The 13,371-nt window shown below is 55.7% G+C and carries 14 protein-coding genes; 7 read left to right on the top strand and 7 right to left on the bottom strand.

Annotated elements, in window-relative coordinates; all coding sequences use genetic code 11:
• The first annotated feature begins 3 nt into the window (after positions 1-3).
• Positions 4-1,032 (top strand): L-threonine 3-dehydrogenase, encoded by a 1,029-nt coding sequence (gene tdh, locus WM95_RS00800; RefSeq protein ID WP_023309906.1) that lies wholly within the window; start codon positions 4-6, stop codon positions 1,030-1,032.
• Between the two features lie 26 nt (positions 1,033-1,058).
• On the opposite strand, the gene WM95_RS00805 is transcribed toward tdh, so the two are convergent.
• Both WM95_RS00805 and WM95_RS00810 read right to left on the bottom strand, forming a co-directional pair.
• Entirely contained in the window at positions 1,059-1,973 is a 915-nt protein-coding gene (locus tag WM95_RS00805) for a hypothetical protein (RefSeq protein WP_063408578.1), read from the bottom strand.
• A gap of 15 nt (positions 1,974-1,988) precedes the next feature.
• Positions 1,989-3,194, bottom strand: coding sequence for a glycosyltransferase (locus WM95_RS00810; RefSeq protein ID WP_063408577.1), 1,206 nt, complete (start codon positions 3,192-3,194; stop codon positions 1,989-1,991).
• A gap of 205 nt (positions 3,195-3,399) precedes the next feature.
• Between WM95_RS00810 and WM95_RS00815 the strand changes: the two genes are divergently transcribed.
• Positions 3,400-4,200: a glycosyltransferase family 2 protein gene (locus WM95_RS00815; RefSeq protein ID WP_045400302.1), complete on the top strand. Its 801-nt coding sequence runs from the start codon at positions 3,400-3,402 to the stop codon at positions 4,198-4,200.
• 3 nt (positions 4,201-4,203) lie between these two features.
• Here WM95_RS00815 and WM95_RS00820 read toward each other — a convergent pair whose 3' ends face one another.
• Genes WM95_RS00820 through gpmM form a run of 3 tightly spaced genes read right to left on the bottom strand, consistent with a single transcriptional unit; the run spans position 4,204 to position 7,977 of the window.
• Entirely contained in the window at positions 4,204-5,136 is a 933-nt protein-coding gene (locus WM95_RS00820) for a divergent polysaccharide deacetylase family protein (protein WP_063408576.1), read from the bottom strand.
• Positions 5,137-5,139: 3 nt separating this feature from the next.
• The gene (envC, locus tag WM95_RS00825; RefSeq protein WP_236901075.1) at positions 5,140-6,399 is read right to left on the bottom strand and encodes a murein hydrolase activator EnvC; all 1,260 of its coding nucleotides are present in this window, start codon (positions 6,397-6,399) and stop codon (positions 5,140-5,142) included.
• A gap of 33 nt (positions 6,400-6,432) precedes the next feature.
• Positions 6,433-7,977 carry a 2,3-bisphosphoglycerate-independent phosphoglycerate mutase gene (gpmM, locus tag WM95_RS00830; protein ID WP_023309912.1) on the bottom strand — a complete coding sequence of 515 codons (1,545 nt, stop codon included), beginning with the start codon at positions 7,975-7,977 and terminating at the stop codon, positions 6,433-6,435.
• Positions 7,978-8,224: 247 nt separating this feature from the next.
• Between gpmM and WM95_RS00835 the strand changes: the two genes are divergently transcribed.
• From WM95_RS00835 to cysE, 5 genes are all read left to right on the top strand, one after another.
• Positions 8,225-8,656, top strand: coding sequence for a rhodanese-like domain-containing protein (locus WM95_RS00835; protein ID WP_023309913.1), 432 nt, complete (start codon positions 8,225-8,227; stop codon positions 8,654-8,656).
• Positions 8,657-8,667: 11 nt separating this feature from the next.
• Positions 8,668-8,919, top strand: coding sequence for a glutaredoxin 3 (gene grxC / locus WM95_RS00840; protein WP_023309914.1), 252 nt, complete (start codon positions 8,668-8,670; stop codon positions 8,917-8,919).
• A 32-nt stretch (positions 8,920-8,951) separates the two neighbouring features.
• Positions 8,952-9,419 (top strand): protein-export chaperone SecB, encoded by a 468-nt coding sequence (gene secB / locus WM95_RS00845; protein WP_003860835.1) that lies wholly within the window; start codon positions 8,952-8,954, stop codon positions 9,417-9,419.
• The gene (gpsA, locus tag WM95_RS00850; RefSeq protein ID WP_033147029.1) at positions 9,419-10,438 is read left to right on the top strand and encodes an NAD(P)H-dependent glycerol-3-phosphate dehydrogenase; all 1,020 of its coding nucleotides are present in this window, start codon (positions 9,419-9,421) and stop codon (positions 10,436-10,438) included. Before secB ends, gpsA begins: the two co-directional genes overlap by 1 nt.
• Positions 10,439-10,512: 74 nt before the next feature.
• Entirely contained in the window at positions 10,513-11,334 is an 822-nt protein-coding gene (cysE, locus tag WM95_RS00855; RefSeq protein WP_008502718.1) for a serine O-acetyltransferase, read from the top strand.
• On the opposite strand, the gene trmL is transcribed toward cysE, so the two are convergent.
• The gene (trmL, locus tag WM95_RS00860; RefSeq protein ID WP_033147028.1) at positions 11,331-11,804 is read right to left on the bottom strand and encodes a tRNA (uridine(34)/cytosine(34)/5-carboxymethylaminomethyluridine(34)-2'-O)-methyltransferase TrmL; all 474 of its coding nucleotides are present in this window, start codon (positions 11,802-11,804) and stop codon (positions 11,331-11,333) included. The two genes, cysE and trmL, sit on opposite strands and share 4 nt — an antisense overlap.
• A 45-nt stretch (positions 11,805-11,849) precedes the next feature.
• Positions 11,850-13,190 carry an MFS transporter gene (locus WM95_RS00865; RefSeq protein WP_059445367.1) on the bottom strand — a complete coding sequence of 447 codons (1,341 nt, stop codon included), beginning with the start codon at positions 13,188-13,190 and terminating at the stop codon, positions 11,850-11,852.
• Between the last annotated feature and the right edge of the window lie 181 nt (positions 13,191-13,371).

Consider the following 13,371-nt stretch of genomic DNA (forward strand, 5'->3'; position numbering starts at 1 on the left):
GTGATGAAAGCGTTATCCAAACTGAAAGCGGAAGAAGGGATTTGGATGACCGACGTGCCGGAGCCGGAAGTCGGTCATAACGATCTGCTGATCAAAATTCGTAAAACCGCCATCTGCGGTACTGACGTTCACATCTACAACTGGGACCAGTGGTCGCAGAAAACCATTCCGGTACCGATGGTTGTCGGTCACGAATATGTTGGTGAAGTGGTGGGTATCGGCCAGGAAGTGAAAGGCTTCCAAATTGGCGATCGCGTCTCCGGTGAAGGCCATATTACCTGCGGCCACTGCCGTAACTGCCGCGGCGGGCGTACGCACCTGTGCCGTAATACCATTGGCGTGGGCGTAAACCGTCCGGGCTGCTTCGCGGAATACCTGGTGATCCCGGCCTTTAACGCCTTCAAAATCCCGGACAATATCTCTGACGATCTGGCCTCCATCTTCGACCCGTTCGGCAACGCGGTGCACACGGCGCTCTCCTTCGACCTGGTCGGTGAAGACGTGCTGGTCTCCGGCGCGGGCCCAATCGGCATTATGGCGGCTGCGGTGGCGAAGCACGTGGGTGCGCGCAACGTTGTGATCACCGACGTGAACGAATACCGTCTGTCGCTGGCACGCAAAATGGGCGTCACCCGCGCGGTAGATGTCTCGAAAGAGAGCCTGACCGACGTGATGGAAGAGCTGGGCATGACCGAAGGCTTTGACGTGGGTCTGGAGATGTCCGGTGCGCCACCGGCGTTCCGCACCATGCTCGACACCATGAACCACGGTGGACGTATCGCGATGCTGGGCATTCCGCCGTCAGATATGTCTATCGACTGGAACAAAGTCATCTTCAAGGGGCTGTTCATCAAGGGCATCTATGGCCGCGAGATGTTCGAGACCTGGTACAAGATGGCGGCGCTGATCCAGTCCGGTCTGGATCTGTCCCCGATTATTACTCACCGCTTCTCCATCGATGAGTTCCAGCAGGGCTTCGACGCGATGCGTTCCGGCCAGTCAGGAAAAGTGATCCTGAGCTGGGATAAGTAATCAAAAAGGGGCCTCAGGCCCCTTTTTTACTGATTCTTTTTCTCTTCGTCCGTCAGGTAACGCACCTTGCGGGTGTAGTCCTGACCTTTGAACAACAGTTTGTTATCCGGCGATTCAAGATACTTCTGCCATTCGGAGAGAGGGAAACCGCCGTGTGCGCCAATCACCTCTTTCGGTACAACGGCTTCCTGACCGCCGATTTTCTTCGAGACCGGCCAGTTCATCCAGTCACCCAGGTTAACCGTTTTTAGATCCAGCATGTCCAGCAGCGCGGCGAGCGGCAGCTGATCGGTCGGCGGCTGCGTGTCGTCCATCAGCTCCCAGGTATCCTGGAACAGCGTCAGCCACAGCGGGCAGATACGGCGCCAGGTTTTTTTAGTTGCCGCAAGAAACGCGCCGTTAACGTGATCGACCAGATACGGGCGCACCGTCTCTTTGTAATACGCCGGCACTTTCTCCGCTGGCGCACCGTCCAGCTTGGCAATCATTTTGCCCTGACGGAAGCTGGAGTAGATGTGCATATCGGCCATGTTGATCTCGGGCATTTTCAGCAGGTTGAGATCGGAATCGATCATCAATACGCCTTCACCGCGCGCCTGCAGCGGGGCGTTAAGCTTCACCAGACGGCTGAGGTAGATCTGCTTATAGCGGTAACCTTCCTCACGAACCGGAAGGTTAAGCGTCACTACGCGTGTTTTCGGCGGCAGTACCCCAAAGGCGGATTCAGGCTGATCGCTGACGATGACGATTTCGCTCACCCCGGTGGCATAGCGTTCCGCGAAGGTGGCAGAGAGTAATGCTTCTGCGACGAAATCTGCGCCGGTACACGGAATCACAATAGAATCCACCGCAGCAAGCGCGCCCGTCACGGGCAGAGAGCTGTAAGGAATGTTGTGTCGCCCGGTGATATGACGATAGCGAGCATTAAGAAATTTAAACATAGTTATCTCGTTTGGTTAGTGCGCGCCAAGCACGGCTTCGACACCGCTGACATAGTTTTCGATGGCATAGGTATGACAGACGTTCTGGTATGCAGCCGCAGCCAGTCGAGCCCGCAGGTCCGCATCTGACCAGATATTGTCCAGATGCTGTGCAAGCTGTGAAACATCGCTCCAGGGGAAGAGCAGCCCTGTCGAATCATGATCAATCAATTCCGCCGTGCCGGTCACCTGAGAGCCAATCACGGGGATATTGAGAAGCATCGCTTCCAGCACCACGCGCGGCAGCCCCTCGCTTTTTGAGGCCAGAATAAAGGCGTCAAACGTAGCGAGGTAATCAAAGGGGGTATTCTGAAAACCGGTGAAGATGACGTTGTGTACAATTCCCAGCGCTCGGGCCTGTTCCGCTAAAGCGCGGCGTTCGCCACCTTCTCCGACCAGCACCATTTTCCATTTCGCCTCGGGATGCTTCTGGCTGAACTGTGCCAGCGCATCCAGCGTGTGGTGGTTGGCTTTGCGAGGGATTAACGACCCAATACTGCCGAACACAAACGTGTCGTCATCGATGTTCAGGCGCTGGCGCATCGCGCGTCGGTCAGGTAAAGGCTGGTGGATGTCGATGGCATTATTGACCGTCGTACACAGTTCGGGCCGGACGCCATGCTCAAGCAACACGCGTTCAACGCCGTGCGAGACGGCGATGATTTTTGTGGCATGGGCATTAACCAGCTTTACCAGCGGCGGGGTTAAAACAGGCTCAATGCGGCAGTGCTGAATCAACCGCGCCTGCAGCTTTGCCGCCGCGAGATAGCCTTCCTCATTTGAGCCCGGCTGGTTATTCATATAGAGCGTATCGAAACCGCCCTGCTTGAAAAGGGTTTCGATTTTGCTGACGTTAGGCCTGATGCGCCACATGATATCCACATGACGTGTAAATGCCTTGCGGGCGCCGCGTGAGAAAAACAGCAGGCTACGTCCCGCTTCCTTCAGCAATTTGGCCCAGACCGGCTGCTGGCGTTGAGGGATAACGATGAGTGGGATCCCGATGCCGTTGAGCACCTGGCCAATCGTCTCACCTTCAGCACGACTATAATCACTGTAAAAACAACAGGTAATATCGAATTTATCGCGATTGATTCGCTTCAGGAGCTCAAGCATACTGTTGGTGCCTCCCCCCCATTCTTTACCCGTATCCAGGAGGAGAATTTTACTTTTGTGCGGCATGTCTGAATCCGTGTGCTACCCTTCAACTGACTGCATTATAAAGAATCTGTTGAAATAAAATAGATTTTTCTATTTTATTGCGCTTCAGGATTAGACAAAATTTCAAGCGTGCTTATTTGAAAAGTGTGATTCAGGACTTTAATCGTCTCTACTCATTTATATAGTATTAATAATATTAATTTAGACTGCTATTGAGAGTGGGGAAATGTTTAAAATAACGGTCTGCTTATTAACGTTTAATTCTGAAAGATTATTGCACGATGTTATCCCGCCTCTTTTGAAAATAGCGGATGAAATTGTCGTAGTCGATTCTGGCAGTACGGACAAAACACGATATATTTGTGAAAGCTTTGGCCTTCAACCCGTCTATAAAAAATTTGGCTGGCATGGCGAGCAGATGAACTATGCCATATCCTTAGCCAGCCATGACTGGGTCCTGTGCATCGACAGCGACGAAATTCTTGATCAGGAAACGGTTAATGCCGTTTTAACGTTAAAAGCAGGTGATGAGCCAGACCCGGGAATGGCATGGCAAATATGCCGCCACTGGTTTGTTCTGGGTGAGGAAGTCCGGACGATTTATCCTGTTTCATCCCCTGATTATCCTGTGCGACTTTTTAACCGTAACCAGTCCCGGTTTAATAACCGACCGGTAGACGATCAGGTCGAAGGTTTTCTCCGTTGTGAACGTATTCCGGGTTATGTAAAACATGATACGTTTCCCACGCTGCATGAGCTTTTTAACAAATTAAATTGTTATACAACCCGCCTGGTTCAACATCAAAAAATACGGCCCTCTATCGGGCGCGGCGTAATCAGCGCCATCGGGGCTTTTTTCAAATGGTATCTGTTTAGCGGCGCCTGGCGTAAGGGCAAAGTGGGGGTGGCGACGGGACTGTACGCCACAGCCTATAGCTTTTTGAAGTATTTCAAATCCTGGTATCAGCATCAGGAAAAAAAAGAGCCCGTTGCTAACGAGCAGACGGACTCTCAGATTGCGAAATAAGCGTCAGGCTTTCTTACCCCATCCCTGCCACTGCTGCTGGACGTAATTCACCAGCGTACTGTTACTGATGCTGTCTCCGATGACGGAGAAGAAGCGGGTTGCATAGACCGGCTCAAGCGGTTGCTTAGGTACACAGCGCTTCACGCCGCGGAACGGATTGCGCGGCGCTGTCGGGACAGGCTGCGCAGAATTTGGTTTAGAGGTATCCACCTGCGGCTCGTTCAGCAGATCGCTCGGACGCACCAGCGTGATATCGTCAGGCAAGGTCGGCAGCATCTGCTGCAGGACGCGGACAGTAGACGGGTGAGGGTGACCGATGGCGATGGCTGAGCCATTGCGGCGGGCCAGCTGTACCGCGCGATTAAACTGCATGCGAATATCGGCTTCGTTCTGGGTATCATCCAGGAACACCTTGCGCTTAATCACCTTTACGCCCGTTCCCTGAGCGGCACGCATTGCCTGGCTGTTGCCGATGGTCATGCTGTCGAGGAAGTAGAGGTTGTAACGCTCCAGCGCCTGCATCACTTTGAGCATCCCGAACAGGCTTGATGTCATCGCGCTGCCCATATGGTTGTTCAGCCCTACGGCATACGGCACTTTGTTGTAGGCGTCGCGGATGATGCGCTCGATCTCCTCGCTGCTCATATCCGGGCGCAGGGTATCTTTTTCCAGCGGCTGCTTGCTGAGCGGGGCCATCGGCAGGTGGATCAGCACCTGATGACCGCTGCTGTGGGCTTTGATCGCCATTTCGCGCGCGTGGGGCGCATTTGGAAGAACGGCGACAGAGATGGCCGACGGCATCGCCAGCACCTGATTTTCATAGTGTGGACGATAACCGAAGTCATCAATCACGATAGCGAGTTTACCTGCGTATACCGGTGCAGCCAGCGCCAACGCGCTGACGACGGAGAAAACCATTCGACGAAATTGAAGCAAAACTTATCTTCCCAACCACGGCTGTGGATTGACCGCCTGACCCTGGCGACGAATTTCGAAATAGAGTGACGGGCGGCCCTGACCGCCACTGCTGCCCACAAGGGCGATGGGTTGGCCTGCGCGCACCTGCGTGCCAACGCTGACCAGCGCGCTCTGGTTGTAGCCGTAAAGGCTCATGTCGCCTTTACCGTGTTCGACCACCACCACCAGCCCGTAACCTTGCAGCCAGTCGGCCAGAATTACGCGGCCATCGGCGATGGCTTTCACTTCGCTACCTTCAGACGCACCGATAACGATCCCTTTCCAACGTAGCTCACCCTGCAGCTGTTCGCCATAGCGATGCAGAATTGAACCGCGAACGGGCCAGAAAGCCTGACCGCGAGGAGAGCCCAAACCGCCGGTACGCGACATCAGGGAACGTTCGCTCTCGCTTGGCTTGTAGGTGGTCCCTTTGCGTGACGCTTCCTGCTGCTTGTCGCGAACGGCCTGCGCCTCGCGCGCCTCTTTTTCGGCGCGCGCTTTCGCCGCCGCTTCCGCACGGGCGATGCTGTTACGCAGTTTTGATTCGTTGGCGCGCATTTCGCTGAGCTGGCTCTGACCTTCCTGAATGGAGGATTCAAGGCCGGAAAGGGTTTTCTTACGCTCGTTGCGCGCCTGCTCAAGCTTCGCCTGCTGGGCCTGCTGATCGTAGAGCAACGTCTGCTGCTGGCTCTGCTTCTCTTCCAGCTCGGCTTTTTGCGTTGAGACCTCTTCGCGCGTCTGCTTCAGCTGCGCGATCGTCTCCTGACGCGCCTGGTTGAGATAGCCAAAGTAGGCCTGCAGGCGCTGACCGCGCTGGCTCTCTTCGCCGCTGAGGATCAGCTGGAGTCCGGTATGTTCACCCTGACGGAATGCGGCATCAAGCTGTGCGGCAAGATTGCGCTCCTGCGCATCGCGCTGGCGCTTGAGTTTGGCAATCGACGCGTTCATCTCGTCGATCTGTTTATTCAACTGGGCGAGGGTGTTTTGCGTTTCACGGAGTTTACGCGTTGCGGCGGAGATCGCCTCTTCCTGCTGCTTAAGCTGGGCGAGCAGGGCGGAGCGCTGCTGCTGCTGCTGGCGTACCGCACGCTCTTTGGCGGCGATATCGGCCTGAATAGATTTCAGCTGGTCGCGGTCATCCGCGTGGGCGGATGCGGCGCACAGCAATACGCCAGCGCTGAGTGCGCTGGCGTAAAACAGAGGTCTGACTGATAACCTAAGCGGCTTCACGACCCATGTGATTGAAAAAATCGCCTTTCCCCTCATGGGGAGCGATTATTCCACGATGAACAGCGGCTTACCAGTCATCTCTTCAGGGATCGGCATACCCATCAGCGACAGCATGGTTGGCGCGATGTCAGAAAGCTTGCCGCCTTCCACTGCTTTCAGTGATTTATCACCCACATAAATCAGCGGAACAGGCAGGTTGGTATGGGCCGTGTGCGCCTGGCCGGTCGCCGGGTCGCGCATCTGTTCAGCGTTACCGTGGTCAGCGGTGATCAGCAGCTGGCCGCCAACGGATTCAACCGCTTTCGCTACCTGCTCAACACAGTGGTCCAGCGCTTCTACCGCTTTCACTGCCGCTTCCATCACTCCGGTATGCCCAACCATGTCGCCGTTCGGGTAGTTACAGATGATGGTGTCGTACTTACCGCTCTCGATGGCCGCAACCAATTTTTCCGTCAATTCTGCAGAGCTCATTTCTGGCTGCAGATCGTAGGTAGCGACTTTCGGGGAGTTGATCAGAGTGCGGTCTTCGCCTTTGAACGGCTCTTCAACGCCACCGTTAAAGAAGAAGGTCACGTGCGCGTATTTTTCAGTTTCGGAAATACGCAGCTGCGTTTTGTCGTTCTTCGCCATCCACTCGCCAAAGGTGTTTGCCAGAGATGCTGGCGGATACGCGCAAGGCGCTTTGATGTCTGCGGCGTATTCAGTCAGCTGGATGAAGTCCAGTTTTACCACTTTCTTACGGGCAAAACCGTCGAAGTCGCTGTTGACGAAGGCACGGGTGATTTCACGCGCGCGGTCAGCGCGGAAGTTCATGAAGATCAGCGCGTCACCATCTTCCATGGCGGCGTCGGCCTGGCCTTCAGCGCGGATCACGGACGCTTTAACGAATTCGTCGTTTTCATCACGTGCATAGGCCGCTTCCAGCGCTTCAACGGCGGTCGCGAACTGGAATTCACCTTTTGCCAGGGTCATCAGGTCATAGGCCTGTTCAACGCGATCCCAGCGGTTGTCGCGGTCCATGGCGTAGTAACGGCCAATGATGGACGCTACGCGGCCTTTACCCAGCGCGGCGAACTTCTCTTCGAAGGCTTGCAGAGAGCCTTTTGCGCTGCGTGGTGGCGTATCGCGACCGTCCAGGAAGGCGTGCAGATAGATTTTTTCCGCACCGCGCTCGGCGGCCAGTTCAACCATCGCCATGATGTGATCTTCGTGGCTGTGAACGCCGCCCGCAGAGAGCAGGCCCATGATGTGTACGGCCTTGCCAGCGGCAACGGCTTTATCGACCGCGCCAGACAGCGTTGGGTTGGAGAAGAAGGTGCGTTCTTTGATTTCAACGTCCAGACGCGTCAGATCCTGATACACAATACGCCCGGCGCCCAGGTTTACGTGACCGACTTCGGAGTTGCCCATCTGGCGGTCCGGCAGGCCTACTTCCAGGCCAGACGCGTCAATCAGCGTATGCGGACGTTTCGCCCACAGGGCATCCATGACCGGGGTTTTGGCGTTGAAAATAGCGTTATCCTGGCTATCTTCACGGTAGCCATAGCCATCCAGAATCACCAGTACCATAGGTTTTTTAGAAACCGACATTGCGACAACCTCATGCTCAAGAGTCAAAATTTGCGTAATTTTACTACAGCTGAATCGATCAAATAGCCGCAGAAGATCAAAGAAAGCGCAGGGGCAAGATGTTCATCAGACCATTTTGAGGCATTTTTTTAGGTGGCATGCCGCAGAAAATGGATTAGGTTATGGTCGCTGGCTGTATTTGCCAGAACGCACAGGTATACTCCTGTCCTGGTTTTTTTTATCACTTAGTCGGGAGTAGTTACCCTCCATGCAAGAAATTATGCAATTCGTTAGCCGCCATCCGGTTCTGAGCATCGCGTGGATTGGCCTGCTGGCTGCTGTGCTGTTCACCACATTTAAGAGCCTGACGTCTAAAATTAAGGTTATCACCCGTGGTGAAGCGACGCGTCTGATCAACAAAGAAGATGCCGTCGTGGTCGATCTGCGTCAGCGTGACGATTTCCGTAAAGGTCACATTGCGGGCGCAATCAACCTGCTGCCAGCTGAAATCAAAGCGAACAACGTCGGTGAGCTTGAGAAACACAAAGCCCAGCCGATTATCGTTGTCGATGCGACCGGCATGCAGGCACAGGAATCTGCCAGCGCGCTTCATAAAGCAGGCTTCGAAAACGTAACGGTGCTGAAAGAAGGTATTTCCGGCTGGAGCGGGGAAAATCTTCCTTTGGTACGCGGTAAATAAGGAGTTCAGTCATGGCCAATATTGAGATCTATACCAAAGCGACGTGCCCGTTCTGTCATCGTGCGAAAGCGCTGCTGAACAGCAAAGGCGTCACGTTCCAGGAACTGCCGATCGACGGTGACGCGATTAAACGCGAAGAGATGATCAAACGTAGTGGTCGCACGACGGTTCCGCAGATTTTTATTGATGCGCAGCACATTGGCGGCTGTGATGACTTGTATGCGCTCGACGCCCGTGGTGGACTCGATCCGCTGCTGAGCTAAGAGACTTTAGGACAATTAAAAAGGGTATTTCCATGTCAGAACAAAACAACACCGAAATGACTTTCCAGATTCAGCGTATCTACACCAAGGACGTCTCTTTCGAAGCGCCAAATGCGCCACATGTTTTCCAGAAAGACTGGCAGCCAGAGGTTAAACTTGATCTGGATACCGCATCTACCCAGCTGGCAGATGACGTGTATGAAGTCGTGCTGCGTGTGACCGTTACCGCGTCCCTGGGCGAAGAAACCGCATTCCTGTGTGAAGTTCAGCAGGGCGGCATCTTCTCTATCGGCGGTATCGAAGGCAACCAGATGGCGCATTGCCTGGGTGCGTACTGCCCGAACATTCTGTTCCCGTATGCGCGTGAATGCATCACCAGCCTGGTTTCTCGCGGTACATTCCCGCAACTGAACCTTGCGCCAGTTAACTTTGATGCGCTGTTCATGAACTATCTGCAGCAGCAAGCTGGCGAAGGTGCTGAACAACATCAGGATGCCTGATGAGCACTGTTAATGCGTCAATGACTGTGATCGGTGCCGGCTCATACGGCACCGCTCTTGCCATCACGCTGGCAAGAAATGGTCACGAAGTGGTTCTCTGGGGCCACGATCCAAAACATATCGCAACGCTGCAACGCGACCGTTGTAACGTGGCGTTTCTTCCGGACGTTCCGTTCCCCGACTCCCTGCACCTTGAAAGCGACCTTGCGACCGCGCTGGCGGCCAGCCGCAACATTCTGATTGTGGTCCCGAGCCATGTATTTGGCGACGTGCTCCGTCAGATTAAGCCGCTGATGCGCCCGGATGCGCGCATTGTCTGGGCGACTAAAGGACTGGAAGCCGAAACCGGACGCCTGCTGCAGGACGTTGCCCGCGAAGCGCTGGGTGATGAGATCCCGCTGGCGGTCATCTCCGGCCCGACCTTTGCCAAAGAGCTGGCCGCTGGCCTGCCGACGGCGATTTCGCTGGCCTCCACCGATCAGGCCTTCTCCGACGATCTTCAACAGCTGCTGCACTGCGGCAAGAGCTTCCGCGTCTACAGCAACCCCGATTTTATCGGCGTGCAGCTGGGCGGTGCGGTGAAGAACGTGATTGCGATTGGTGCCGGGATGTCAGACGGCATTGGTTTTGGTGCCAATGCGCGTACGGCGCTGATCACCCGAGGACTGACCGAAATGTCCCGCCTGGGCGAAGCGCTGGGTGCCGATCCGGCCACCTTTATGGGAATGGCTGGCCTGGGCGACCTGGTGCTGACCTGTACCGATAACCAGTCTCGTAACCGTCGTTTTGGCATGATGCTCGGACAGGGCAGCGATGTTAAAGGCGCGCAGGAGAAGATTGGTCAGGTGGTTGAAGGCTACCGCAATACCAGGGAAGTCCGCGAGTTGGCGCACCGTTTCGGTGTCGAAATGCCAATAACCGAGGAAATTTATCAGGTATTGTATTGCGGAAAAAATGCGCGCGAGGCAGCATTGACCTTATTAGGTCGTGCGCGCAAGGACGAGCGCAGCAGTAACTAGTCGGAACCGTTGTCACCTGAATGACCCAGCCAGCGCAGAACTGGCTGGTCATTAACTATCGTCTGGAGTAAGCAATGCCGTGTGAAGAACTGGATATCGTCTGGAACAATATTAAAGCCGAAGCTCGGGCGCTGGCCGACTGCGAGCCTATGCTGGCCAGTTTCTACCACGCGACGCTACTTAAGCACGAAAACCTCGGCAGCGCGCTGAGCTATATGCTCGCCAACAAGCTGGCTTCCTCGATCATGCCCGCTATCGCTATTCGTGAAGTGGTGGAAGAGGCGTACGCCGCAGACCCGGAAATGATCGCCTCTGCCGCCTGCGATATTCAGGCCGTGCGCACGCGTGATCCGGCGGTCGATAAATATTCTACGCCGCTGCTGTACCTGAAAGGCTTCCACGCCCTGCAGGCTTACCGCATCGGCCACTGGCTGTGGAATGAAGGCCGCCGCGCGCTGGCGATCTTCCTGCAAAACCAGGTTTCCGTGACGTTCCAGGTCGATATTCACCCGGCTGCGAAAATTGGCCGCGGGATCATGCTCGACCACGCCACCGGGATTGTCGTCGGGGAAACGGCGGTCATTGAAGATGACGTCTCGATCCTGCAGTCGGTTACCCTGGGCGGTACCGGTAAAACCAGCGGCGATCGCCACCCGAAAATCCGTGAAGGGGTGATGATTGGCGCGGGTGCCAAAATCCTTGGCAATATCGAAGTCGGGCGCGGTGCGAAGATCGGCGCAGGCTCCGTAGTGCTCCAGCCCGTGCCGCCGCATACCACCGCCGCTGGCGTACCGGCGCGCATCGTCGGTAAACCAGACAGCGATAAGCCGTCCATGGACATGGATCAGCACTTCAACGGCATTCACCATACGTTCGAGTATGGTGACGGCATTTAACTTCTGAGAATGGCGCCCGGATACCCCAGCTGGCGCCAGGCTTCATACACCACCACCGACACCGCATTCGACAGGTTCATGCTGCGGCTGTCCGGCATCATCGGAATACGGATTTTCTGCTCGGCGGGCAGGGCATCCAGGATCGTGGCCGGCAGGCCGCGGGTTTCCGGGCCAAACATCAGATAGTCACCTGCCTGATAGCTCACGGCGCTATGCGCTGGCGTGCCTTTGGTAGTCAGGGCGAACATGCGCTGCGGCTTCTCTGCTTCCAGAAACGCGGCGTAATCGTGATGGCGAACGACGGCGGTAAATTCATGATAATCCAGCCCTGCGCGACGCAGACGTTTGTCGTCCCACGTAAAGCCCATCGGCTCAATGATATGCAGACGAAAACCGGTGTTGGCACACAGGCGGATAATATTGCCGGTATTCGGCGGAATTTCTGGTTCGAATAAAACGATGTTAAGCATGCTGCCCCCTTAATTGCGGGGGCAGAATAGCAGAAAAGAGAGGAACTACGCGACGCCGGGTTCCTGCGAGCGGCCGTACAGCATTTTGTAGACGGTTGCCGCAGCGGCTACCAGAGCGGGCACGCTGAGGATCATTAAAATACTGTCTGCCTGCCACTGCATAGAGAGAAGCTGGGCGCTGGTCATGGTTCCCGCCACGCCGCCAAAGCGGCCGATCCCCTGCATCCAGGCGATGCCCGTCGCGCGGCACTCGGTAGGGTAAAAGGTGGCGGCCAGGGTTTGCATGCCCGATTGCGCGCCGTTCATCGCGATCCCCATCAGGAAAATCAGCCCGCCAAACAGGGCGATATGGTTATGCTCAATGCCAAGCAAAAGGATGAGGCCCATTGTCAGCACGAAACCACACGCGACCACCCTGTGCGCTTCCCAGCGGTCCATCATCCAGCCCGCGAGCAGAATGCCTGCGGTGCCGCCGAAGGTGAACAACGAGGTGAGCCAGGCAGATTCCGCCAGGGCATAGCCCATCCCCTGCATCAGCGTTGGCATCCAGCTTAGCAGAACGTAGTAAATGACCAGCCCCATAAAGTAGGTCACCCACAGCATCAGGGTGCCGGGCAGCCAGGGCATGGAAAACAGTTGCGACACGCTCCCTTTTTTAGAGGCGACTTTCTCCTCCGCCAGGAAAAAGCCCGTGACGCTATCCAGCGTGCTGCGGGCAAACCGGCTGGCGATGCGGCGGACCTGCATGACGTCTTTCCCGCGCTGCACCAGAAACTTCACGGACTCCGGTAAAAACAGCGCCAGCAGCAGCGTTAAAACCAGCGGCGCAATCGCCCCGGTCAGCAGCACGCTTCGCCAGCCGTGGTGGGGGATAAGCCAGGAAGAGATCGCGCCGCCGCCCGCCGCGCCCAGAGGGAAGCCGCAGTACATGGTATTGATCGCCATGGCGCGACAGCGCTGGGGGGCAAACTCGGAGATCAGCGTGATGGCGTTAGGCATTGCGGCGCCGAGGCCCAGTCCAGTCAGAAAGCGCCACAGCGTCAGGGTATTCAGACTTTGCGCCCAGGCCGTCCCCAGGCTCGCAAGGCCGAAGAACAGGCACGAAAAGACCAGCACGCGCTTGCGCCCCATCCGGTCCGATACCGGACCGGCAACCAGCGCGCCCAGCGACAGCCCCAGCAGCGCTGCGCTCAGCACCGGCCCCAGATCCTGTTTGTGTATTCCCCATTCTGCCGACAGCGTGGGTGCAATGTAGCCCATCGCTGCCGTATCAAAACCATCGATCGCCAGAACCAGAAAGCCCAGTACAATGAGCAGCCAGTGAAACCCTGAAAAGGGACTCTCATCGATCACCTGCTGAATATCCACCTTACCTGAATACGCCATACGCTCCACTCCGATCTGATGTTGTTTTTGTGTTCTTGTATTTGCTTGTCTATACAATTGCGGACTGCGGGTGGATGTCAAATTTTCTTATCCAATATGTTATCTGGATGTTATTTTTGGCGTAAAAAAGCGCCCGAGGGGGAAATCGGGCGCGTGAGAAAGGTGTATTAACGGAGGAGAA

It is taken from the genome of Enterobacter cloacae complex sp. ECNIH7 (genome assembly GCF_002208095.1).
GTDB classification, from domain to species: Bacteria; Pseudomonadota; Gammaproteobacteria; order Enterobacterales; family Enterobacteriaceae; genus Enterobacter; species Enterobacter cloacae_M.